Here is a 23,895-nt window from a genome sequence, read left to right as displayed (position 1 = left end):
GTCCGGGCACGGGAGGTCGCTGCCGGAGGGCAGCCGTGCGGGGCCCGTTCGGGGGCAGCAGGGCGCCCCGCCGGAACGGGAGGGAAGGGGGAGACGGAGGAGGGGGGGCGGTCGCGCCGACCGCGGGCCGGGGCCGCGTGGTGGCGTCGTACGTGCGCCCGGGGAGCGGGAGGGGTCAGCGGACGGGAGCCGCGTCGGCTCTGCACCGTTCCGCGCCAGACGTACGGCACCGTGACCGGTCGCTGTCGAGCGAGGTGGTGAACTCCTGGATGCGCGAGGAGAGTTGCCGCAGGTGCGGGGCGCGCAGGACGCCGAAGTGGTCGGTGTCCAGACAGTGGACGGAAACGTCCGCGAGGTGCGGTGACCACCGCCGGGCCTGCTGCGGGTCGTCACTGCCCGTACAGGTGATCAGCAGAGTGCGGCCGGGATGCCGTCCCTCCGCGCGGTGGCGGGTACGGGCTTCGAGGTGGGCGTCGACGGTGCGCTCCGTCCGGGCGAGGGCGTCCGGGTCCATGTGGACCGCGGCCTCGCTCAGCACCCGGCGGCGGACGGCGGCGTAGGCCCCGGGGCCTTCAGGGGCCGGTGCCGGGCTGCTGTCGACGAGCACCAGGTCCGGCGTGCGCCCGCCGGGCAGCCGTCGCGCCGTCTCGAAGGCGAGCAGTCCGCCGAGCGACCAGCCGACGAACAGGTCGGGGCGGGCGGGGAGGGCGGTCACCGCCTCGGCGTAACGATCGGCCATGTCCGATATGCGGGTGTCGGGTTCCTCGCCCTCTTCCAGGCCGAGCGCCCGTATGCCGTGCACGGGGCCGTGGCGGGAGAGGTGGGCGACGAGGCCCAGATAGGGAAGGAGGCCGCCCCCCAGGGGCGGGAAGAGGACGGCGCTGACGCCGCCGGCCCGCTTCCCCAGCGGTGACAACAGCGGCCTTCCTAAGTCGGCCACCGTTTCGGACTTCGCGCTGCGACTCACAGATTCCTCCGGCTCGGAAGCGCGGTCGGGACCGGTCGGTCTCGACCCGATGGTGCGGGACACCGAAATGCTGCGGGGCCCTTCGGGCGAGGTGCGGCCCATCGGACACTCCGGACGTGCGCGAGCTCCGTTAACTAGTGCCGCGTGCGTCACACCTCAATCAGGAATGTGACCTACCTCTCCTTTTTTGGCGGGGCGAGAACACCTGCTTTCTCCATGGGCTCCCGCATAAGCCCATGTCACGCGCCCCGTCCCGCTCCCGGCGCCCCCGCCCGGCCGTCGGCGGACGCTTCGGGGCTCCGGCCGGCCGGGCATGAATCCCACCCAGCGGGAACACCTAATCCCGTCCCGCGCCACCCCGCATCCGTTCGGATCGACCCCCGCCGCCGTGCGGCGAGGAAGGGCTGCCATGTCTCACCTCCTCTTCGTGGAGACCACCGGCCTGGGTGTTCAAGCACTCGCCCATGCGAAGCGAAGCGGTCACACCGTGACCTACCTGCACTGCCCCCTCTACGACTTCACCGCCTCCCCCGCCCAGCGCCGGGAGGCGATCCAACTCGCCGACCACTCCGCCGCGTTCACCGATCCCCTGGACGGGGACTCGGTGCACGGAGCGCTGCTCGCCTCGGGCGCGGACCCCGAGAGCGTCGACGCGGTGCTCTCCACGCTGAGTTACGGAGCGCAGGCCGCCGCCGACCTCGCCGCCCGCATCGGCGCGCGCGGCACCTCCCCGGCCGGCACCCTCGCGGCCCGGGACAAGGGCGAATGCCGCCGCGTCCTGCGCGAACGCGGGGTGCCCAGCGTCGGCTTCCACGTGGTCACCGACGCCGCCGGGGCGTTGGAAGCCGCGGAGGCGATCGGCTACCCGGTGATCGTGAAGCCCGTCCTCGGCATCGGGAAGGCCGTGACCTCCATCGCCCCCGACCCGGCCGCCGTACGTGCCCACTTCGCCGTCGCGGCGGCGGAGCGCGACGGACTCACCGAGGGCATGGCCCGGCAGCTCGACGAGCGGTACCTGGTCGAGGAACTGGTCTCCGGGGACCTGTACTCCGTGGAGGTCGCCGCGTCCGGGGGACGTCTGGTCCCCCTCGTGTGCGCGAGCCGGAAAGTGAGCCGGGAGAACCCGGTGCTGGAACTGGGGTGCACCGTCCCCTCCGGGCTCACGGCCCCCGACGAGGCCGCGCTCGGCCGCTACGCCGTCGACGTGTGCCGCGCGCTCGGGCTCGACCTGGGCGTCTTCCACGTAGAGGTGATGCACACCCCGTCCGGCTTCCGGCTCATCGAGGTCAACCCGCGGCTGACGGGCGGCTCCCTGCCCGACACCATCAGCAGTGTCGCCGGGGTGGACGTCTTCGCCCTGCTGGTCGACCTGTTCCTCGGCGGGCCGCTGCCCGACGCCCCGCTGCCGCTGCGGGGTTCGGCCTCGCACTCCTTCCTCGCCGCCCCGCGGAAGTCCACCGTGCCCTCCCCTCTTCGCGACGACTGGTTCGCCCCCTTCCTCGCCCGGCTCCACTCCGGCCACGTGCGGGTGGGGGCCGGGGACGTGGTGCCGCCCATGCGCACCAACTTCGACTCCTTCGGCATGCTGCGCGCCCTGGCCCCCACGCCCGCCGAGGCCGAGGCAGCGTGCTCGGCGGTCAAGGCCGACATCGAGGACCTCTTCGGCTTCCCGCTGCTGGCAGAGCGGACGCGCACCCCGGCTGCGGTCGCGTGAGGCGCCGTCACGGCCGACGGACCGCCGCCGACACGAGCGGCGACAGCGCGTCCGCACACCGTGGCCGAAACCCACCGAAAGGAGAGGGCACGGCCGGCCGCCGCGAGCGCGCCGACGACGCGACGTCCGGCACTCCGCGGGCACCGGATCCGACCACCGCGGCGAAGAAGCCGAACCCGGTCGGCGCCGCGCACGCACCCGACCAGGCGGACGGCCCGACGGCGCCCGCACCGCGGGACTCCCCGGGAGAGTCGCGGCGGCGGCGACTGTCACTCACCGTGTACCTCACCTCGGCGACGCTCGTACGCTCGGCGAGCGGCGGCGCTCCCGTCGCGTTCGTCGCGCTGACACTGGCCCGGCCCGGTCACGGCGGGGCCGCGCTCGGCGGCGTCCTGGCAGCCCTGCTCACGCTGCCGAACATCGCCGGGCCCTGGCTGGCGCGCTGGCTGGAGGGGGCCCGCGACCCCCGGCTGCGGCTGGCGGCCGCGTTCACCCTCTTCGGGCTGATGCTCGCCGGCGCCGGGCTGGCACTGGACCATGTGCCCATCGTCGTGGTGGGTTCGCTCGTCGTCATCGGCGGACTCTGCGAGCCGCTGATGACGGGAGGGCTCAGCAGTCGGCTCGCGCTGATCGTCGGGGAGGACACTCGCGCCCAGCGCCGGGCCGAAGGGTGGGATTCGGCGACCTACGGGAGCAGCAACATCCTGGGACCGGCCGCGGTCGCCGCCCTCACCGCCCTGGCGGGGCCCTTGACCGCGGTCGTCGCGCTGGGCGCGGCCGGCGTGGCGGCCGGTCTGCTGATGCTCGCCCTGCCGAAGGAACACCGGACCTCGGCCGCGAGGCAGCGCTCGATGCCCGTACGGGACGCGCTCAAGGTGATCGTCCGGCGGGGCCCGCTGCGGCGCGTCATGGTCGCCACGATGATCACCTCGGTCAGCACCGGCGGCGTGATGGTGATCGCGGTGGTCCTCGGCAACGACCTCCAGGGTTCGGCGGGCGCGGGCGCCGCCCTCGGCGCCGCCTACGGCGTCGGCAACCTCTGCGGGGCACTCCTGACCGGCGCGTTCCCGCTCACCGGGGAACCCGAGCGCTGGGTGCTGCGACTGATCGCCGCGAACGCCGTGGCCGTCGGCCTCTGCGCGCTGGCGCCCGGTTACGTCCTCGCCCTGGTGACCTTCGCCCTGGCGGGAGCGACGAGCGCGATCCTGTTCACCGCGTCCCTGGCCGTGCGGTCGGTGTACTCCCCGCCCAACGCCCGGGCGCAGGTGTTCGTCACGATGGCCGGGCTGAAGATGGCCGCCGGTTCGGCCGGGACGGCGCTGGCGGGCACGCTGGTCGGCGTCGGCCCGCGCCTCGCCCTCTGCCTCAACGCGATCGTGGTCGCCGCGGCCGTCTCCATCGCCGTGACCGACCTCCGGCTGACGCGCCGTCGGTCGTCCAAGGCGGATTCCGAGGACGCTCCGTCGCCGACGGCATGACGAGACCGGACAGCGGCAGGCAGCCCGCGGCAGGCGTCCCGGACGCCTGCCGCGGGTCCGCCTGGCGGGCGCTGGGCTTCATGCCGCCGGTTCTGCCGGGGCATCCCTGCGCGATCCCCCGGCTCCACGTTCCATGGCGTTGTCCCAGGCGTGCGGGCCTCCCCCTCCTGAGGGAAAGGCGCGTCCTGCCGGCACGGGTCGGGATGGGACGGGGCCGGCCGGATTCGAACCGGCGTCCTCCCACATGCGGTGAAGGCGCGACAGCCACTGCGCTACGAGCCCCGTCCCGCCCGCGATCATACGATCGAACCGCGCCCGGCGCTCTGGAATTCGTCCGGGAGGACTGACCACTCAGCACAACGCCATCGCACCACCTGGGCCGCCCCCCGCCTGAGCCAGGACCCCCCGAAGTGGACGAAGCAACTGGCCCCCGCCCACCGGCTCCTCGACGCTTCGACCCGCGCGGGCGGGCCGTCGCCCCTGACGGGCCGCACGATGCGGAAGGCGGCTGCCGGCAGGCGCAACCCGACGTGGCCACGCACACGATCGCGGCCCGTGCCTCCCGTCGCCGTGCCGACGTCGACCACCACCCCACGACGGCCAACCCCACGGCCGCGACGGTGCCGACCCGCTGGAACGGCAGCGGGCCCGCTCACCCCCTCAGACGAGGAACTCGATCCAGCGCCGCTGCCGCCAAGCGTCGCTCCGGACTTCCTCCCCCACGGGTCCACGACGAAGCGCTTCCCTGTCACGAGCAGCCGAAGAGCACGAAGAACCGGGTCTGTGCGGAACCGCAGATGGGCTCGGTGGCACAAGTACAAGATCCGCACCCCCTTCCACTTCTCACGGGCCCAGGGGTACCCCTGGAGGAGAGCGGCCGGACGGCGGGCGCACCGCGAAAGGGGAGTGGACCATGGACGAGCCACGGTTCGAGGACGGCTGGCGAGTGGACGAGCGCTGCATGAACTGCGACGTCTCCCGGCAGCTCGCCCCCGGCCTGATCGGCGAGGAGAACGGCCGCGCGGTCGTCCTGCGCCAACCGCACGGCCAGACCGAGGCCCGGCAGATCCATGCCGCCGCGCACGCCTGCCCCACCCGTTCGATCCGCCCCCCCGGCCGGACGGCTGGAGCCGGGGCTGGACCCCTTCCCGCTGGCCCTGGACGACACCGTGCACCTGTGCGGACACAACTCCCCGCACACCGCGGGGGCCAACTCCTACCTGCTGCGCCGCGCCGACGGCACGTCGATGATGGTGGACACACCCCGCTGGAGCCCCGCGCTGGCCACCCGCTACGAGGCACTGGGCCCCCTCACCGACGTCCTGCTCACCCACCGCGACCACGCCGCGCACGGCCGCCGCTACGCCGACCGGTTCGGCGCACGGCTGTGGATCCACGAGGGCGACCTCGACGCCGCCCCGGACGCCGACCGGGTACTGCGCGGCACCGACCCGACGGAGATCGCCGAAGGGGTGACCGCCCACCCCCTCTCCGGGCACACGCGGGGCAGCGTCCTCTACCTCGCGGACGAGCGGTACTGCTTCAGCGGCGACAGTTTCTACTGGTCGCGCACGACATCCGACATCGAGGTGGCCGAGAACGTCACCTGGTACTCCATCGAAGAACTCGCCGCCTCCCTCGGCAGGACCGCCCACCGGCTGCGCTTCGAATGGCTGCTGCCGGGTCACGGCGACCGTCGGCGCCTCCCCGGCGACGACATGGCCCGACGGTTGCGGCGGCTGACCGTACGCACCCGGGAACTGCGGCCGCGTCCTGTCGACTTCACCGCGACGCGCTGGTGACCCCACTGGCGCGCGCCGCGGATCGCTCCCTGTCTTCTGCGCGTGGCCGGACGCGGTGCGCGGTGCGGCAGGCGCGAGCGCGCTCGGCCCGCTGACGCGGGGACGGGCGGCGGCCGCGGCCCGGTCGAGGTCGTCGGTCCGTGACTCGTACTCCCGGGCCAGCGGCCCGGTGGGCGTCACCCGTCGGCCCGCGGTCTGTGTTCCGGGCCGTTCGGCCTCGGGCCGGAACGTCTCGAACCGCAGAGGGGCGGCGGCGTCCGCGCGGGCCGGGGCCGTGTCGAGGATCGCCTGGGCGCCCGGGCGGGGCCGGTCCAGTGGTGCGTGGTCGCCACGCGTTGCTCCCTTCCCGTCGCCATCGAAGTACGTCGGGCCCAGGCGGAGGGACGCAAGTGCAACGGAAGTACGGGGAGCCAGGGCCAGGTGTGCGGGTCTCCTGCTGACCGCGTACGGCCTGACCGCGCACGGCTTCGACGACCGACCAGCGGAGTTTCGGCCAACTCGCCCGTGCTCGTGCGCTCTTGCGCAGCAAGGGTCGGTGCACTGCGCACCTTCGAACAACCGCGGAATCCCGGTGTGCGAAAGCCGTCCGAAAGAACACGTGCTCGAAATCGCGGCTGCGTCGTTGAGCACGCTGACGGCACTGCCGCACCTCCGGGAGGGAACACATTGACGCAAGTCGAACCAGAAAGCGACGAGGGCGCGCGCCCGCCGAAGGCCGCCGCGTCGGCCACCAGCGGCATCTCGGACGCCGAGCGGGAGCTGTACGGCGGCCGGCTGCGCTACGACCAGTCCTACGTCCGGCACGAGGGGCCGCTGACCCGGCTGGGGTTCGGGCACATGGCGGCGGCACTGCCCCGGATGGTGGGCATGGTGCTGCGTACCGGTTGGGAGGCGGACCGGCGGGCGCTCGCCGGGGTCGTGGTGGCGCAGCTCGGGCAGGGGGTGGCGGCGGGCTGGGGACTCGTGGCGGTCAACAGCGTCCTCACCGAGTTGTTCGCCGACGGTCCGACCGGGGACAAGCTGCGCGAGGCACTGCCGTCGCTGGCGGTGCTCGCGGTCGCGGCGGTGGCCACCGCGGTGCTGTCGGCGTGGTCGACGGCGATGTCGGGCCGGCTGGAGCCGCAGGTGGAGCGGGCGGTCTCCGCCCGGTACTACACCGCCGTCACCCGCGTAGAGGTGGCAGCGACCGAACGGCCGGAGGTCCAGCGGGTTCTGGAGGCGGGAAAGTTCGGCACGGACTCCGCCCGCAGCATGCTCAGGCTGTCGGTCGGCGTGGGCACCGTGGTGATCGGCATGGCGGCGGCCGCCCTCGTGCTGGCGTCGCTGCACTGGGCACTCCTGCCGATGCTGCTGGCCATCGCCCTGCCCAAGGGGTGGGGCGCGGTCCGCTCCGCACGCCGTGAGTACCTCTCCCGTCTCAACTGGATCGACCACCGCCGTGCGATCGCCTCCCTGCTGGCGTACCTGACCCGCCCGCACGCCGCCGGGGAGATCCGCGTGCACGCCGCCGGCACGAAGCTGCTCTCCGGCTACGAGGAGATGTCGAGGCAGACGGAGGCGGAGCAGCGACGCCTGGCCCGGGCGCAGGCCTCCACGGACCTGGTGGCCGGCGGCTTCGCCGGGCTCGCGTCGCTGGCCTGCTACGGGGTGCTGTGGTGGCTGCTCGCGTCCGGTGGTCTGCCGCTCGCCGTCGGCGGGACCGCGGTGATCGCCATCCGCACCTCGACGGCGCGGCTCACGTCGCTGGTGCAGCAGGTCAACCGGCTGTACGAGGAGCTGCTGTTCCTCACCGACACCAAGGACGCCATCAAGATCGCCGGGGAGAACGCCATCCCGTCCTCCGGCGCTCCGCTGCCCGCGCCGGTGCGGGAGGTGCGGGCGGAGGCGGTGTCGTTCACCTACCCGGGCGCGGACTCCCCGTCCCTGAGCGGTGTCAGCGTACGGGTGCCGCGCGGGAAGGTGACGGCCCTGGTCGGGGCGAACGGCTCGGGGAAGACCACGCTCACGAAGGTGCTGGCCGGGCTGCTGCTGCCCGCCGGGGGACAGGTCTGGTGGGTGGGCGAGTCAGGTGAGCGGGTCGAGCTCCGGGAGGCGGACCGCGCCCAGGTGTTCGCCGCGGTCGGGGTGCTGGCGCAGGACTTCCCGCGCTGGGAGATGACGGCGGCCGCGAACGTGGCCATCGGCGCCGGCGACCGGCCCCGGGACACGGACCGCGTCCGCCGATCCGCCGAGGAGGCGGGTGTGCTCGGCCTGATCGAAGGCCTGCCGCACGGCTGGAACTCGATCGTCTTCAAGGGCTACGAGCGAGGCGTCCAGCTCTCGGGCGGGCAGTGGCAGAAGCTGGGAGACGCTCGGACAAGGTACCGGCAGGCGCCGTTCCTGCTGGTCGACGAGCCGACATCGGCCCTGGACCCGCACGCGGAGATCGCCTCGTTCCAGGGGCTGTGGTCCCTGGCCGAGCAGGGGCACGCGGTCGTCCTCGTCACCCACCGGCTCGCCGCGACCATGCACGCCGACCACATCTACGTCCTCGACCAGGGGCGCGTCGTCGAGGACGGCACCCACGAGGACCTGATGGGCCGCGAAGGCGGCCTGTACCAGGGGATGTTCACCGCCCAGGCCGCCCAGTACGGCCTCGCGCCGACGACCGACATGCTTCCCGGTCCCCGCGGTGCCCAGCCGTCCGACCACGAGGCGGCGGGCTGACCTTCAGCAGCGCCACTTCCACCAGCCCGGCCCCACACCCGGCCCACGTCGAAGGCGAGACGACACCCGTGCCCCTCAGCTCCTCCTCGATCCGCAAGACCGTCCAGACGTACCTCGGCCGCCACCCGGGCGAGCGTGACTCCCTGGCCGGGCTGCTCGCCGCGCTGGACCGGCCCGTCGACGTGACCGCCCGCACGACGCTGCCCGGGCACGTCGCGTGCAGCGCCGTCGTCGTCGACCGCCACGGCCGGGTCCTGCAGGTCCGGCGCCGGGCCACCGGTCTCATGCTCACCCCCGGCGGCCACATCGAGCCCGAGGACCGCACGCTGCTCGCCGCGGCGCTGCGTGAGGTGGCGGAGGAGGCCGGGATCCGTCCCGGGTCCCTGTGCCTGAGCCGGCAGATGCTCGGCTCCCCGGTCGACATCGACGTCCACGACATCGACGCCGACCCCTCGAAGGCCGAACCGGCCCACCAGCACTACGACTTCCGCTACGTGTTCTGTCTCGCCGGCGAGGAGCCGCCGGCGATCACCTCGCAGGACGAGGAGGTGTCCGGCGCCCGGTGGGTTCCGTTGGCGGAGGTCGCCTCGCCGACGCTGCGCGAGAAGCTTCTCCGGGCACGGCTGGACGGGCGGCCGGAGCCGGTGAACGCCTCCGCGCTCATCCACGACGGCCGGGGCCGGTACCTGCTCCATCTGCGCGACCACAAGCCCGGCATCTGGCAGCCGGGGGCGTTCGACCTCCTCGGCGGCGGCCGCAGCCACGAGGACCGGAGCCTTGAGGACACGTTGCTGCGGGAGCTGTCCGAGGAGGTCCCCGACCTCCGGCTGGAGGACCTGGAGCCGTACACCGTGGAGACGGCCACCGGCGTCGACGGCCTCAGCGTCCCGATCCAGGTGTTCACGGGCCGGTGGCGCGGAAACCCCGACCGGCTCCGGCTGCACGAGGGCGTGCTGCTGAGGTGGTTCACCCCCGACGTACTGGACCGGCTCCGCCTGAGCCCCGGCACACGCGACCTCATTCGGCGGCATGCGGCGAGGAACTCCCCGCACAACGAGCAGGGCACGGTTCCCGCCGTGTGGGGCGGGGGCAGCCGGGCGGTGCTGCAAGGCATCGGAGTCCACCTCCACCTCGAAGACGCCGAAGGCCGGGTGCTTCTCGGGCTGCGTCACCCCGACTCGCAGTACGCGGGCGGCACCTGGCACTACCTGGCCGGCCGGTGCGAGCAGGAATCCGCCCTCGGCTGCCTGGTCCGCGAGGCGGAGGAGGAGGCCGGTCTCGTCATCGACCCCGTGGACGCGGAGCTGGCGCACGTCGTCCACGTGGTCGACAGCCCAGGCGCGCTGCCGTTGGTGCAGCTCGTGTTCCGCGCCCGCCGTTGGAAGGGGGAGCTGGAGGTCCTTGAGTCCGACAAGTGCCTGGCCTGGAAGTGGTGGCCGCGGGATGAGCTGCCGGACCGGATCGTCCCCTACACCCGAACGGCCATCGCCGCGATCGCCGAAGGCCGCCCCTACTCCCAGATGGGGTGGTGAACACGGTGGGCACACCCGCCGGGAACCAGCCCGAGCAGCATGCGCCGTCCGTCCGCAGGCCGGCACCGTCGGGGGTGGCGGGGTGAGCGCCCAGTCCGACGTCATGGTCGCAGCCGGGATCCTGGCGCTGCTGTACCGGATCACGCCAACCGTGGTCAGCGAGGGTCCGGAGGGACCTTCCTGCTGCTCGTCCCCTCGTGGTCCTCGCCCGCTCCCCCCGCGCGCGCTGCGGCACGTGCCGCCGCTCGTACTGCGGACGGCCCACGCGGCCGCGCCCACGCCCGCCCGTACGGAAGACGCCCGTCACGACCGCTCGCCCGGAGGAGATTCCACATGAACACGGTGCCGAACACGGCGGCGGTGCCGCCCGCTGTGCCTGCCCCGTCCGAGCCCTTCGAGTGCGACGGGCGCAGTGACCCCGGCCCGTCCGTCGCGTCCTTCCTGCTGCCGCAGCCCGCTGGTGACACGGCCGGGGCCGCGGCCGCCCGGGCGGCGATGGTCGCCCGGCTTGAAGAGAGCGGAGAGCTGCGCCCCGGGCCGGTGCGCGAGGCCCTGCTCGCGCTGCCCCGCCAGATTCTGATGCCCCAGGCGTACGTGCGGCGCAGCGCCCCGGACGAGACCCCGCCGCACTGGGATCTGCTGGACTGGACGCGTCCGGCCGACCGAGAGGAACTGCTGGAGCGGCTGCACAGCGGGGACAGCGTCGCGATCCAGCACGACGGCGAGCCGGTCCTCGGCCGCGCCGCCGGGCCGCGCCGCGGCGGCGCCATGACCGCGATGTCGAGCACCATGGGCATGACCGCCGACCTGCTCCAGCTCCTGGACCTGCGGCCCGGGCAGCGCGTACTGGACGTCGGGACCGGCGCCGGGGTGACCGCGGCGGTGGCCTGTTTCGTCTGCGGCGACGCGGGCGTCGTTACGCTCGACATCGACCCGCACGTCACCGCGGCCGCCCGTGAGCGTCTGTCCGCCCTCGGCCACCAGCCGACCGCGGTGACCGGGGAGGGCACCGCAGGCCGGCCCGACGCGGGCCCGTACGACCGGATCTTCGTCTCCTTCGCCGTCCGCCGCGTGCCACCAGCCCTGGTCGAGCAGCTCGCGCCGGGCGGGCGCGCGCTGATGACGCTCGGCACGTCGTCGCCGTCGTGGCCGGGCCTGGCCGTGGTCGACAAACGACCGGACGGGACCGTGGAGGCGGAGCTGTGCGCGGTCGAGTCCGGACACCGCGCCGGCGCCGGCTTCGACCGGCTGTTCCTGTCCGCCTCCTTCCGCGACACCCTCACCACAGCCGACGGGCCGACGCGGCGCACCCGCCTCGCGCCGCCGGCGGACACGGCGCGCGGCATGTGGCTCGCCCTGGACGCCCTGCACCCAGGGCTGGTACGCCACTTCGGCGCCGAACACCTGACGATCGGCGCGCCCGAGTGCGGGTCGTGGATGCGCGTACGAGCCGCCGGTGACCACAGCTGGGACGTGACGACCCGCGGCCCCCGGGACATCTGGGCGGAGGTCCAAGACGCCGCCGCCCGCTGGCGGGCGGCCGGTGAACCGGCCGCCTACCGGATCCATCTCGACACCGACGACGTCCAGCGGGTCACCGGTCCGCACGACGTCCTGACCTGGCAACTCCCCCACGCCCCCGGAGATTCACGATGACCCGCCCCGACCAGCCGGTCTCGGCCGACGCCCTGTTCGGGTCTGGGGCTGCGGACTACGCCCGCTACCGGCCCGGCCTACCCGACGCCGCAGTCCACCTCCTGGCCGCCACCCAGCACGGCGTACCCGGCCCCGTCCTGCTGGACCTCGGCACCGGAACCGGCCAGGTGCCCCGCGCGCTGCTGCCCGTCCTGCGCCGACTGGTTCACGTCGACCTGGTCGACGTGAACCGGCACATGCTCAAGACGGCCCTCACCACCCTCGAACCGGTCCGCGGGGCCTGCTCAATGAGCACCTTCACCGGCGAAGCGCACGCCTTCACACCCACCGCGCCCGGCCGAGCACCCACCTTGATCACCAGTTGCCGGTCCTTCCACTGGATGTCCCGCCCCGAGGTCCTGGCCATGGCCGATCGGGTAGCCGCGCCGAACGCCATCGTGGCGGTCATGGGGGACGGCAGCCTGTGGACACACGGATCGGACTGGACCGCGGCCCTCCGGGGACTGATCCAGACCTACCTCGGAGAGGAGCGCCGCGCGGGCACCCGCGGTACGTACGCCGGCCCGGACCGTTCCTACGAGGACGACCTCGCCGACTCGGCCTTCAGCGACGTGACCGAGCGGCGCTTCCCCGTCACCCGCTCCTGGTTCCCCGAGGACGTCGTCGGCCATCTGCGCACCACCAGCTTCGCCCGCCCCGCCCTCTTCGCCGACCGGCGCCACGAGTTCGAAGCCGAGGCGCTCGGTCTCCTCCGCCGCCATGCGCGGGGCGGGGTCCTGACGGAGGACGCGGTGTTCACGGTGCTGCTCGCCCGCCGCCCCGGGGGTGCCGCGTGACCGGCGGCCGGCGGCACACCGAGCCGCTCGACGTCCACCTGATCGCCGTTCGCGACGGTGCGGCCGGGCCCGAGGTGCTGCTGTCGCGACGGGCCGGCGACGTGTACGCGGCGGGATGCTGGCACCTGGTCAGCGGGCACCTGGACGGGCCGTGGGAAGACGTGGTCACGGCCTTGGTACGCGAGACGCGGGAAGAGGCCGGCGTCGTGGTCGACCCGGCCGACGTCCGCGCGGCCGTCACCGTGCACCACCGCTCCCCCGCCGGCGGCGCCCGCCTCGGGGTGTTCTTCGAGGTGAAGCGCTGGCAGGGCACCCCGGAAGTCATGGAACACCGGGTCTGCGACGCCATGGACTGGTTCCCGTTCGGCAGCCTGCCGGAGCCGATGGTCGCGTACTGCCGGGCCGGACTGGACGCCTACCGGGCCGGCGCACGGTTGGCCGTGCACTTCCAGGAGCCCGGCGATCCGATCGCCTACGACCCGGACGCCGACCGGACGGTCCTGGTCCCCGGCCCCGGCCCCGGCAGCCGAGAAGACGTCCCAGAGGAAGTGCGTGCCTTCGCCGAGCAGGCGGTGGACCGGATCACCGACTGGACGGACGCGTCCTGAGCTCGTGAGGAGAGCCGTGGCTGGAGGGCGAGCGGTGCCGAGGACGCCACCTGGCTGCCCGGCGAGCGCTCTGAGGGGCGGGCCGGCGCGCTGGGACAGTGCTTCCTGGAGGTCTTGAGGCAGCGAACCAGTCCCCGCCGTGCCGACCGTCCTACGCCATGGGGTCGTTCTGTCGGACTGTCTCCCACCGGGCGGTCTCAGGGGCGGGCCCGGGTGGCGGTGTCCAGGTAGAAGGCGTCGATGCTCTGCACGGCCTGTTCGAACTCGGCCAGGTTGACCGGCTTGGTCACGTACGCGTTGGCGTGGCTGCTGTAGGCGTCGGTGACGTCGTCCGGGGCGGTGGAGGTGGTCAGAACGACCACGGGGATGGATTGGAGCTCGGCGTCGGCCTTGAGGATCTTGAGCAGCTCGCGGCCGTTCATCCGGGGCATGTTGAGGTCCAGGACGATGAGGTCGGGGCGCGGAGCGCCGTCGGCCCGCAGGTGTTCCAGTGCGGCCACGCCGTCGGTGACCTGGACCAGGTTGCGGGCGCCCCGCTCGGACAGGGCCTCCTCGATGAGCATGGCGTCGGCGATGTCGTCCTCGACGAGCAGGACTTCGTACGGGCGGGCGAGTGTGGCGGTCATCGGTTGCTCCGTGGGTTTCGGTGTCGAGTGGTCGTAGAGCCCGGGCCAGCGACGCCGGGCGCCCTGCCGGGTGAGGCCGCATGCGGCTCCGATTTGCGGGTACCCGGCTCCCGCACGGGCGGCGGTCGCGGCGGCTTCCCGCTGGAGGAGTTCGGTGGCCCGCTGGAAGTGCTCCAGAACCCGGAGCACGGCCAGCGCCTGGTCGGGCTGCTCCGCCTCCCGCGACGCGGGGTGGGGGCTTGCGTCCCGTACGAGATGGTGCGCGAGGTCCTTCAGGGCCGACTCCGCGAGGTCGCTGACCTGCGGGTCCGCGGTCCATGGTGAGGAATTCTTGCCTGGCACGCCGGTCACCCTACGGGGCCGGGACCCACTGTGACAACAAGTGTTGTCACGTTTTAGGATGCGCTCGCCGCACCACGACGGACGGCCCTTCACTCAAGGAGTCCGCAGATGAGCGGCGACCAACAGCAGGACGCGGTGCGCCGCCACCGCCCCGGCAGGCTTTCCACGTGGACCACGCGACGTTGGCTTCACGTGGGAGCGGGACTTTCCCTGATGCTCCTGGCCGTGCTGGGCGTCGCGGGCAGCTGGATCCTGGCGCGCACCGAATCGATCAGCACCGACCTCGCGGACGTACGGTCGCCCGCCCTGACCAGTGCGATACGGCTGGAGACCGCCGTCCTCAACCAGGAGACGGGCACCCGTGGGTACGAACTCACCGGCAGGCCGGAATTCCTGGCTCCGTACCGGCAGGGACTCCAGGAGGAACGGAAGCACCGCTCCGAGCTCGCCCGGCTGTTGAGCGGCGACGACGTCCGCATGAGCGATCTGCGGAGCGTGCAGCAGGCGGTGGGGACGTGGCAGGAACGTTACGCCGGGCCGGTCACCGCCGTCGCCCCCGGTACCGCCGCCGACCCGGCCGCCGAGCGGACGACACGGGGCAAGAAGCTCTTCGACGCCGCCCGTTCGACGATGCGGGAACAGCAGGACCTGCTGCGCGCGGACCGCGACACCGCCCGGGAGGACCTGCGGGAGGTGATACGGCTGCGCAACTGGGTGTTCACCGCCATCGCCCTGGTCATCGTCGTCCTCACGGCCTGCGTCTTCGAAGGCATGAGGCGCGGCATCAACCGCCCCCTGGAACGCCTCGGCCGCGACGCCCGTACCATCGCCGCAGGCGACTTCGGGCACCCCATCACCCCCACCGGCCCCGCCGATCTGCGCAGGCTCAGCGCGGAGATCGACTCCATGCGCCGACGGCTCGTCCAGGAGCTGGCCTTCAGCGAAGAGGCCCGGCTGCGCCTGGACGCGCAGGCCGCCAACCTCCAGCGGTCCAACGCCGAACTGGAGCAGTTCGCCTACGTGGCCTCGCACGACCTCCAGGAACCCCTGCGCAAGGTTTCCAGCTTCACCCAGCTCCTCCAGCGGCGCTACGGGGGCCAACTCGACTCCCGGGCCGACCAGTACATCGACTTCGCGGTCGACGGAGCCAACCGCATGCAGGTACTCATCAACGACCTGCTCGACTTCTCCCGCGTCGGGCGCGTCCACCACTCGTACGAGCGGGTGGAACTGGACGGCGTGCTCGACCGCACGCTCTCCGCTCTGAGCATCGCCATCGAGGAGGCCGACGCCACCATCACCTGCGATCCGCTGCCGGGCCTCGTCGCCGATCCCACGCAGATGGGCATGCTCTGGCAGAACCTCATCGCCAACGCCGTGAAGTTCCGCCGCCCGGACGTGGCGCCGCGCGTGCACGTCACGGCGGCCCGGGAGGGCGCGCTGTGGCGGTTCACCGTCACCGACAACGGCATCGGCATCGCGCCCGAGTACGCCGACAAGGTGTTCGTCATTTTCCAGCGGCTGCACACCAAGGACACCTACAGCGGCAGCGGCATCGGCCTCGCCATGTGCAAGAAGATCGTCGAGTTCCACGGCGGCACGATCCACGTCGACACGGAGTACCGCGACGGGGCCCGGATCAGCTTCACGCTGCCGCCCGAGCAACCGGAGAGCACCGTGCCGGCCGACTCCGGGCAGCAGGACACCGCCCCGGCCGCGGCGCCCGCCGTGTCGCCGGTCGCCCCGGACGCCGTCCCGGCCTCCGCTTCCGCGGCTCCGGACGTCCAAGGCGCGGCGCGGCGGACGGTCACCGTGTCCGCGAAGCCGGAGGTCTCACCGTGACCCAGGCCATGCCCACGGTCTCCGTCATCCCTTCCACGCCGCCGTCCTACCGGATCCTCCTCGTCGAGGACGACGAGGGCGACGCCCTCCTCGTCGAGGAGTTGCTCCTCGACACCGGGCTGCCCTTCACGCTGACCGTGTGCACGAGCCTCGCCCAGGTCCGTACGCAGCTCCTCGCGACCGGGGCCGCCTTCGACTGCATCCTTCTCGACCTGCACCTGCCCGACGTGTCGGGCACCGACGCGGTCACGGCCGTACGCGCGCTCGCCCCGCACGTCGCCGTGATCGTGCTGACCGGGCTCGCCGAGGCCCAGGCCGGGCCCGAAGCCATGACCGCCGGCGCGCAGGACTACCTCGTCAAGGGAAAGGTCGACGGCGACCTCCTGCACCGCACTCTGCGCTACGCCGTCTACCGCAGCCAGACCGAGCGCATGAACGCCGACGCCCAGGCCGCCCGGCTCAGGGCGGAGGAGAACGCACGGCTGGAACGCGGTCTGCTGCCCCGCCCGCTCCTCGACCTCTCCACCGTGAAGATCACCACCCGTTACCTGCCCGGCGTCGAGATGGCGCTGCTCGGCGGTGACTTCCTCGACGTCGTCGAGGGCGACGACGGCCTGCTGCACGCCGTCGTCGGCGACGTCAGCGGACACGGGCCCGAGGCCGCGGCGCTCGGCGTCTGCCTGCGCATCGCCTGGCGCTCCCTCGTGCTCGGCGGACACCGCGACAACGACCTGCTGCACCTGATGGAACGCATCCTGGTCGCCGAACGCGACGACCCGCAGCTCTTCGCCACCTGCTCCCTGCTGACCTTGGACCAGGCCGCCGGCACCGCGACCCTCCACCTCGCCGGGCACCACAGCCCGCTGCTCTCCGCCCCGGGCGCCACCAGCGAGGTGACGGCCGCCCACGGAATCGCCCTCGGCATCATGCCCGGCCTGCGCAACTGGCCCCGTACGGTCGTCCCGCTGCCGCCTCAGGGCGCACTGACCCTCTACACCGACGGTCTGACCGAGGGCCACAACGGGGCCACCGGCGAACGCCTCGGCATCGAGGGGCTGCTCACCCTGATCGACAACCTGCCCGCCACGGACCCGGCTCTCCATGTCGACCAGCTCATCGAGAGGACCAATTCCTTGAACGCGGGCCGCCACTCCGACGACCTGGCCGTCCTGCGCCTCGACTGGACTTCCGGCAGCGACCGCTGAATCGGGCCTCGGAAACTGGGAGAACAATCAGAGAGCCGGGTGTCAGGAGGACCGGACGCGCACCGCCCGAGGCTGAGGGATGCATGCCTTGCGTGGCCGCCTACGGGCGGCCGAAGCGGGCGACCCGCGTCGCGGGTGTCACTCGGTCTCGCACCGGCAGGGTGTGCGGACGCCATGCATAACGGGAGCACCCCAGACTTGCAGGAGACGGAACACCCTGTTGGCGCTCATGGGTTCGCTTCCGGACCCTGACACCGTCACATCCCGCGCAGTCGACGCGGACGGAGCGGACGGATTCGCCCAGTGCCAGGGGCGCGGATTCACGGAATCCTGATCGTCGACGCCGAGCGGCCTCCCCGTGCTGCCGCTGCCCGTCGTGCAGCGGAGGGCGACCAGGGGCTGTGCCGCAGAAGCCGGCGGCGACCAACCGCGATTCGCACTTCACGCCTGCGGCAGCCCGCCGTCATCCAAACAGATGCACGACTGCGGAGCCTGCGGCGGCCGTGGGAAAAGAAGGCCGAGCCGACCAAGTTCACCCGGCCAGAGTCCGCCGGGGTTTCCGGAACCGCCATGGAAAGGCCCCTTCACCGGCGCGTGCGCCGAAACCCACCACTCCCGGTCCCACCCGCCCGGTTCCAAGAGCTGCCGCTCGGCGCCACTCCACGACGTGGGACGCGTCCTGGCCACCGGCGAGGCTCATACTCGCCCCACTCACCATATGAAGGGCACCAAGCCCCGCGAACGCAATAGACGAGCAGCCCGGCACATCGTGCTGCCACGATGGACCCCATGGATTTCGAGAACCCCGACAGACTGGTGATACGCCACGCGGATGCCTCGGACTGGCTCGGATTGGCCGGCATCGACGCCGTCGCGGCGTCGGGCGACGATGCGCGGCGCGCGAGTATCCGACGCTGGTGCGAACAAGGCTCGGTCCTCCTGGCCGAGGACGCATCCGGCCCCTTGGGCTACAGCGTCCTGGAGTACACCTTCTTCGAGCAGGGCTTCATCACCATGGTGATGGTCGCGCCCACCGCCCGCCGACGAGGCGTGGGCGCACGTCTCCTCAAGGCCACCGAAGCCGCGTGCACCAGCCCGAAACTGTTCACCTCGACCAACGTCTCCAACCACCCCATGCAACTGCTGCTGCAGCGTGTCGGCTACAGCCCCGTCGGCCTCCTCCACGGCTTGGACGAAGGCGACCCCGAACTCTTCTACCTCTGCTCAAATGCCCAACCACCCGGCCCGGCCAAAACCGAAGATTGAACGAAAAGTTCGGCGGTCGTCTTTCATCCTGGAGACTGGCCACAGCTCAGGTCTGTCAGTGGGGGCCGTTACTTTCGCCTTCATGACGACACATTCCAAGCCGCTGACGGTGCTGTTGACCGACCCCGTGGGCGGAAGCCCGGGTCTTAGCCTGCCACCGGGTTCACTGGTGACCGAGACCAACGATGGCCCTTGGCCTGAGCCGCTGCTCTGGAGGGCCGACGAGGTCGCATCGGCCGGTACGTGGGCAAAGTACCTGTTGGCTCGGGAAGCGGCGGGCGTGAGGGAGTCCGGCTTGCCCCGTCTGGGCCGCCTGCCGGTGCGTCGAAGCGTGGCTGAAGGTCGTGGTCACGTACAACCGTGAACTCGCCCTCGGTGGCTTTCTGCTCTCCGAGGAGCTGCCTCTGCGGCACATGTCCTCGCCGGGGGTGGACCGCGTCCTTGTCGCGTCGCGTCGTATCGCGTGGCAAAGGCGATGCGCGAGGCGGCACCCGGTGCGGTCATCGAGGACCACCCCGTCCCCGAGCTCCTCGGGCCGGAGGAGCAGGTGCTCGGCGAAGTGGTCACCGTCGCTCGCTGCGGTCGGCGGCTTCACCGTCCTGAGCACCCTGTCCTCATCGGCGTCGGATGGCGCCCCGAATTGTCCCTGCTGCGCTTGCCGGGGCCGGGCGGTGGCAGTTGGCGGCGCGTGCTCCGGCTGAAGGCGGCGGTCGTGGCCCCGATCCCGCTCCTCGCCTTCAGGCCGGCCCTGGCGCGCGCCCTGCCGTACCTCGCGGTGGCACAGGCGGCGCTGATCACACCGACGGTGGCCGTGCCCGCGGGGGGATGGTATTTCAGTGCGGTTCAGGTGGACGCGAACAGGCCGCCCCTCCGGGAAGGAAGGGCGGCCTGGAAGCGGAGAGTGTGCTGCGGCATTACTTGCTCGGGCAGGTCTCCTGGGTCACCTTGCCGCCCGACTTGTCGGCGGTGGCCGGGTCCATCGACAGGCACAGGCCCGTCCAGTTGTTGACGAACTTGTAGGCCTGCTGTTCACCGTTCGAGGTGGTGACCTTGACCGGGACGATGTTCCACATCTGGCTGCCGGAGAACCAGCGGGTCTCGCAGTCCCACCAGAACATCTGGGTGCCGGAGCCGGGCGGGGTGCCGTTGTTGTAGGGCACGGTCAGGCACTTGCCGTTGCTCGCCTTGATCCAGAAGTGGCCCTTGTCGTCGAACGAGGAGGGCTTCTCGGCCCCCCACTGGTGGCTGCTGGGCGGGCTCGACTGGCACTCGCGCTGGGTGACCGAACCGCCGGACTTGGAGTCGTCGAACTCGGGGCCCCGCACCATGCAACGGCCGTACAGCGTGTTCACGTAGGTCTTGTCGCCCTTGACCTGCCAGACCATTCGGTTGCCGCTGCTGCGCGCATCGCCCTTGTTGTGGTCGATGATCGCGTTCACCAGGCCCCAGCCGGGAAAGTCCATCATGATGATGCCGACGCGGCCCTGTGTCTTGTTGAGGTACTTCATCAGGTGGTAGTTCACACCCGGGACCTCCTCGGTGGTCCCGTTGTCCCAGACCTTCGTGTAACCGCCGGCGTAGTGGCGCGGCGACCCCCCGGCGGGGACCTTGTTCGCGGACGTGTACGTCACGTACATGTTGGAGGCGGCGGACATGGCCTCGTCGACGTTCTTCTTGACGTAGTTCCACTTCTCCGTGATGTCCGAAGCCTTGTAGTGGTCCTCGTTGCGGTCGTTGAAGCCCGCGAGCCCGTAGTTCGAGTTCTCGACGCTGTCGAAGCTGCCCAGGACCAGCTTGCCGCGGACCTCCCCGAGCTTGGGGATCGTCGCCGGGCGGCTGCCCGTGATGGAGGGCGCCCAGAACAGGTTGGCGTATTTCTCCTTTTTCGCGTAGGCGGCGAAGATGTCCCTGACGTTCTGCGGGGTCGTCGTGCCCGGAACGTGCTTGCACTCGTGCAGTTGGGCACCCGAGTAGGGGCACTCGGACTTCAGTCGCATCACGACCGTCTCGGTCGGATGCTTCTTGAGGAAGGACTGCGTCTTTTCCAGGACGTCGTCGAAGTTGGCGTTCTGGTAGAACGCGGCGTGGTGGATCGCGAAGTCCTGCCCGTCGTTGACGACGCGGACCCGGATGTCGAGGGCACGGATCCCGCGTTCGTACTGTGCCGCCAGCGTCTGCGCGCTGTCGCCGTAGTCCTCCTGCGTCTGCACGGCCGCCCCGCCGTGGAGGGAGAGCGTGTCATGGGTGCCGGGGATGGACATCGCCGACAGCCTGGTCTCGCTGGCGACGCCCGACATCCACTCGGCCCGGTCCGGCTGCCCGAGGTTGTCGAAGGCGTCCCTGTTGGTCGACCCGGCCGCCCCCGCGGCCGTGGGCATGAGAAGCGCCGCGCCCAGCGCGAGACTGACCGTTGTCAAACCTGCAAGCGTGCGGGACCGCCTGCGCGATCCCGCACCGACGGCGCGGGGGGTGGGGCTGGGCATGGGACTCCTGTCCAGAGCGGGGCAATATGTGCTCAGCTTCGGTCCTGCCGCTTACGCTTCTCTCACGTTTCCCTTACGTTCCACTTACGTCCGCCTTTGGAGGTCCTGACAAAGGCGTTAGACGTGTCTGTGTGCGGTGAGGCAGGTGGCGAGGCCGAGGAATGCCTCGTGGCGTCCGGCCGTCGTCGCGGTCGGGCCACGGCGGTGGCCACGGGCGGAGCCTTGTCGAGCAGAGGCAGCGGCTCGGTGACGTCGTTGCGGTTGCCGCCGGTCAGAGACGCTGCGAAAAGGTCGCCCCGGGCATGGTGAGGGCGTGTGCTTGCTGCCCGGACCCGCGCGGTTGATCGGGCTGGGGCCGCTTCTGGGACTCTGCGGGCCGCCCGCACGTGGGAGGAGTCGATCACCGCCCGGAACCGGTCCGCCTTCTTCGCCGACACGGGCTTCTTCAACAGGGTGATTCGCGGGACGAGCCGCGCGTCGTAAACAGAAGTGCCCATGCCCTGCTGGCACTGGAGTGCGTGGCACTCTGAGCGCAGCGCGGCGCCCTTCGGGCGATGCGGCGGGGGGCCGTCCAGTCCGTGGCCGGGACTGCAGAAGCCGGACGCGGCGGGCAAGGCACACTGTCGGTGGCACGATCCCCACCCACGGAACCTTCCAGGAGCCTGAAGTGCTGCCCGAATCAACGGAGTTCGACCATCTCCTCCACTGTGTTCCGGACGTCGATTCGGCCACCGCGGCCTACACGGCGAGCGGCCTTCCGGCGCACGCCAACCCGCCGTATCTGGGCTTCCGGAACGGTGCCTGGCGGCTCGACGCCCGCTATGTCGAGATCCTCACCGTGGTGGACCGCGCCGAGTTCGCCGGCTCGCCCTTCGGGCAGGCCATGACCGCCTGGATGCCGTACGTCGACGCACTGCTCGCCGCGGGCGGGGGTGCGCTCAACTTTGCCGTGCACGTGACGGACGTGCACGCCACCGCGGAGCGGCTCCGCCGCGCCGGGCACGAGGTGGACCTGCATGTCTTCGCCCGTGAGGGCTCACCGGTGTCGTTCACCGAGGCCGTGCTGCGGGACGCCCCCGCATGGGCCCCCTTCTTCATCACGTACACCCCGGACCGGCAGGTCGTACTCGACCGGTACAGCGCGGGACGGGTCGCCCGCGGACCGCACGATCTGGCCGGCTTCGTCGTCGAGACCCCCGAACCGGCGGCGTCGGCCGCATGGTTGGGCGAGATACTCGGTCTACCGGTCGACCGGGAGAGGACCGTGGTGCCGTTGCCCGGCGGGGAAGTGCACTTCGCGCCCGGTCCGGCTGACGCGATCACCACGCTGTTGCTGGCGGAGGGAACTCCGCCCTCGACGTCCGTCGCGGGCTTGGAACTCCGCCCCCGCGCGGAGCTCCGCTGAACCTCAGCCGCGCCGCCCCGGGGCGCCCGCGCGCAGTCCGTCCGCGACGAAGGCCGTCGGTCTCTTCCGGCGAGTGAGGGACGTCCGTGTCGGTCGACAGCACCGCTGGTGGGGTCCCAGTCGAAGCACTGGAAGGGCTCGTCCAGCAGCAGCACTTGCGGGTCGTGCAGGCGGGCCGGAGCCGGGTCCACCCCGTGGTGCAGGGTGCGCCCCTTGTCACGGCTCCCCCGCGCGCGGCCCATTGCGGTCCTAGAGTGAGGTGCATGCGTGTGCTGATCGTCGGTGGTTCCGGCTTTCTGGGAGCGGAGTTGGTACGGCAGGCCACAGCGGCCGGGTACGCCACCGCAGCGACCCACGCCCGCAGCCGGCCCGAGGGGCCCGCGGAAACCGAATGGCATGCCCTCGATCTGCGGCATCCGCACCAGGTGGCCGCAGTCGTGGGTGCGGTGCGTCCGGAGGTCGTCGTCAACACGTCCAGCGGCGGCCCGGACTGGGCGGCGACGGCGGAGGGGCCGGTACTCCTGGCGCAGTCGGCGGTGCGGATCGGCTGCCGGTTGGTGCACGTGTCCAGTGACGCGGTGTTCTCCGGGGCTTCCCGCATCCCGTACGACGAGGCCTGTCTGCCTGATCCTGTCACCGCGTACGGGGCAGCGAAGGCGGCGGCGGAGACGGGGGTGCGGCTGGTGCATCCGGATGCTGTGGTTGCCCGGACCTCACTGATCATCGGTGGAGGGCGGTCCGAGCACGAGCGTCTCGTCCATGCGCTTGCCGGAGGGGCCCGGGCCGGCGCGCTGTACACCGACGACATCCGCTGTCCCGTCCATGTAAGCGACCTGGCCTCCGCGCTCCTGGAACTCGCGCTCGGAGATGCCCGCGGCATGCACCACCTCGGTGGGAGCGAGGCGCTCAGCCGGTACGAGCTCGGCGTTCTGATCGCCCGCCGGGACAGCCTCGATGCTGCACGGCTGCCCTCCGCCCTGCGGGCCCACAGCGGGACACCGGGCCCGCTGAACGTACGGCTTGACAGCCGGGCAACCCAGCGACGGCTGCGCACCACGCTGCGCGGCGCCCGGCAGTTCCTCCGCCCGGTTTCTTGAGGTTGCGGACATCATCGCCGCTGGGAGTCATTGACCGCGCCCCGGACGTCGGGGTGTCCGGTCTGGCTTGTACACGACGGGCCGGCTGCCGCACCTGCGTGCGCTGCGAGGGCGGGGGCGTCGTCGCCCCGGTCGGCACCAAGCATCCGTGGGCGGGACCGCGGTGAGTGCCGGGTGGGGCAGCGGGTAAGAGCTTCGCAGCATCGTGCAGCCCGATGTCGTCGCCAAGGTGCGCCCCGACGCCGCAGTGGGCGGCGGCGGTACATCGTGCTGGCTCGGGCTCGTGGTACAGATCCCGGCCGACGCCCCCCGATACGCCCGGGTCACCGT

Annotated in this window: 15 protein-coding genes, 1 tRNA gene and 1 pseudogene; 13 read left to right on the top strand and 4 right to left on the bottom strand. The window is 72.0% G+C overall.

Going from position 1 to position 23,895, the window contains the following annotated elements; genetic code table 11:
• Positions 1–175: 175 nt before the first annotated feature.
• Positions 176–967, bottom strand: coding sequence for an alpha/beta fold hydrolase (locus tag ACIP93_RS19105; protein WP_401760424.1), 792 nt, complete (start codon positions 965–967; stop codon positions 176–178).
• A gap of 409 nt (positions 968–1,376) precedes the next feature.
• Here ACIP93_RS19105 and ACIP93_RS19100 point away from each other — a divergent pair, with 409 nt between their 5' ends.
• Complete coding sequence (locus ACIP93_RS19100) at positions 1,377–2,681, top strand: acetyl-CoA carboxylase biotin carboxylase subunit family protein (protein ID WP_401760421.1); 1,305 nt, start codon at positions 1,377–1,379, stop codon at positions 2,679–2,681.
• A gap of 278 nt (positions 2,682–2,959) precedes the next feature.
• Positions 2,960–4,159 (top strand): MFS transporter, encoded by a 1,200-nt coding sequence (locus ACIP93_RS19095; protein ID WP_401760418.1) that lies wholly within the window; start codon positions 2,960–2,962, stop codon positions 4,157–4,159.
• 209 nt (positions 4,160–4,368) lie between these two features.
• Here ACIP93_RS19095 and ACIP93_RS19090 read toward each other — a convergent pair.
• Positions 4,369–4,442, bottom strand: a tRNA-Ala gene (locus ACIP93_RS19090).
• Between the two features lie 630 nt (positions 4,443–5,072).
• Here ACIP93_RS19090 and ACIP93_RS19085 point away from each other — a divergent pair.
• From ACIP93_RS19085 to ACIP93_RS19060, 6 genes and pseudogenes are all read left to right on the top strand, one after another.
• Positions 5,073–5,961, top strand: a pseudogene (locus tag ACIP93_RS19085) (4Fe-4S domain-containing protein).
• Positions 5,962–6,627: 666 nt separating this feature from the next.
• Positions 6,628–8,667, top strand: coding sequence for an ATP-binding cassette domain-containing protein (locus tag ACIP93_RS19080; RefSeq protein WP_401760416.1), 2,040 nt, complete (start codon positions 6,628–6,630; stop codon positions 8,665–8,667).
• A gap of 68 nt (positions 8,668–8,735) precedes the next feature.
• Entirely contained in the window at positions 8,736–10,199 is a 1,464-nt protein-coding gene (locus ACIP93_RS19075) for an NUDIX hydrolase (RefSeq protein WP_401760413.1), read from the top strand.
• A gap of 333 nt (positions 10,200–10,532) precedes the next feature.
• The gene (locus ACIP93_RS19070) at positions 10,533–11,855 is read left to right on the top strand and encodes a methyltransferase domain-containing protein (protein WP_401760410.1); all 1,323 of its coding nucleotides are present in this window, start codon (positions 10,533–10,535) and stop codon (positions 11,853–11,855) included.
• Positions 11,852–12,691 (top strand): class I SAM-dependent methyltransferase, encoded by an 840-nt coding sequence (locus tag ACIP93_RS19065; protein WP_401760408.1) that lies wholly within the window; start codon positions 11,852–11,854, stop codon positions 12,689–12,691. Before ACIP93_RS19070 ends, ACIP93_RS19065 begins: the two co-directional genes overlap by 4 nt.
• A complete protein-coding gene (locus ACIP93_RS19060; RefSeq protein ID WP_401760405.1) occupies positions 12,688–13,299 on the top strand; it encodes an NUDIX domain-containing protein in 612 nt (203 codons plus the stop codon). The genes ACIP93_RS19065 and ACIP93_RS19060 overlap by 4 nt, the downstream gene beginning before the upstream one ends.
• A 197-nt stretch (positions 13,300–13,496) precedes the next feature.
• Here ACIP93_RS19060 and ACIP93_RS19055 read toward each other — a convergent pair whose 3' ends face one another.
• A complete protein-coding gene (locus ACIP93_RS19055; protein WP_345219728.1) occupies positions 13,497–14,267 on the bottom strand; it encodes a response regulator in 771 nt (256 codons plus the stop codon).
• 108 nt (positions 14,268–14,375) lie between these two features.
• Between ACIP93_RS19055 and ACIP93_RS19050 the strand changes: the two genes are divergently transcribed.
• The 3 genes from ACIP93_RS19050 (at position 14,376) to ACIP93_RS19040 (ending at position 18,580) form a co-directional block, all read left to right on the top strand.
• Positions 14,376–16,109, top strand: a complete 1,734-nt coding sequence (locus tag ACIP93_RS19050) for an ATP-binding protein (protein WP_401760403.1) — start codon at positions 14,376–14,378, stop codon at positions 16,107–16,109.
• Positions 16,110–16,117: 8 nt separating this feature from the next.
• The gene (locus ACIP93_RS19045) at positions 16,118–17,314 is read left to right on the top strand and encodes a SpoIIE family protein phosphatase (protein ID WP_345219866.1); all 1,197 of its coding nucleotides are present in this window, start codon (positions 16,118–16,120) and stop codon (positions 17,312–17,314) included.
• 789 nt (positions 17,315–18,103) lie between these two features.
• Entirely contained in the window at positions 18,104–18,580 is a 477-nt protein-coding gene (locus tag ACIP93_RS19040; RefSeq protein ID WP_401760400.1) for a GNAT family N-acetyltransferase, read from the top strand.
• 914 nt (positions 18,581–19,494) lie between these two features.
• Here the strand turns inward: ACIP93_RS19040 and ACIP93_RS19035 are convergent.
• A complete protein-coding gene (locus tag ACIP93_RS19035; RefSeq protein WP_345219723.1) occupies positions 19,495–20,997 on the bottom strand; it encodes a phosphatidylinositol-specific phospholipase C domain-containing protein in 1,503 nt (500 codons plus the stop codon).
• A gap of 733 nt (positions 20,998–21,730) precedes the next feature.
• Here ACIP93_RS19035 and ACIP93_RS19030 point away from each other — a divergent pair.
• Both ACIP93_RS19030 and ACIP93_RS19025 read left to right on the top strand, forming a co-directional pair.
• Positions 21,731–22,468, top strand: a complete 738-nt coding sequence (locus ACIP93_RS19030; protein ID WP_401760397.1) for a VOC family protein — start codon at positions 21,731–21,733, stop codon at positions 22,466–22,468.
• Between the two features lie 263 nt (positions 22,469–22,731).
• The gene (locus ACIP93_RS19025) at positions 22,732–23,565 is read left to right on the top strand and encodes a sugar nucleotide-binding protein (protein WP_401760394.1); all 834 of its coding nucleotides are present in this window, start codon (positions 22,732–22,734) and stop codon (positions 23,563–23,565) included.
• The last annotated feature ends 330 nt before the right edge of the window (positions 23,566–23,895 follow it).

The organism is Streptomyces sp. NPDC088745 (assembly GCF_044751045.1).
GTDB lineage: Bacteria > Actinomycetota > Actinomycetes > Streptomycetales > Streptomycetaceae > Streptomyces > Streptomyces cremeus.
The sequence above is the reverse complement of the archived record's forward strand: the minus strand, read 5'-3'. Positions and strand labels throughout refer to the sequence as shown.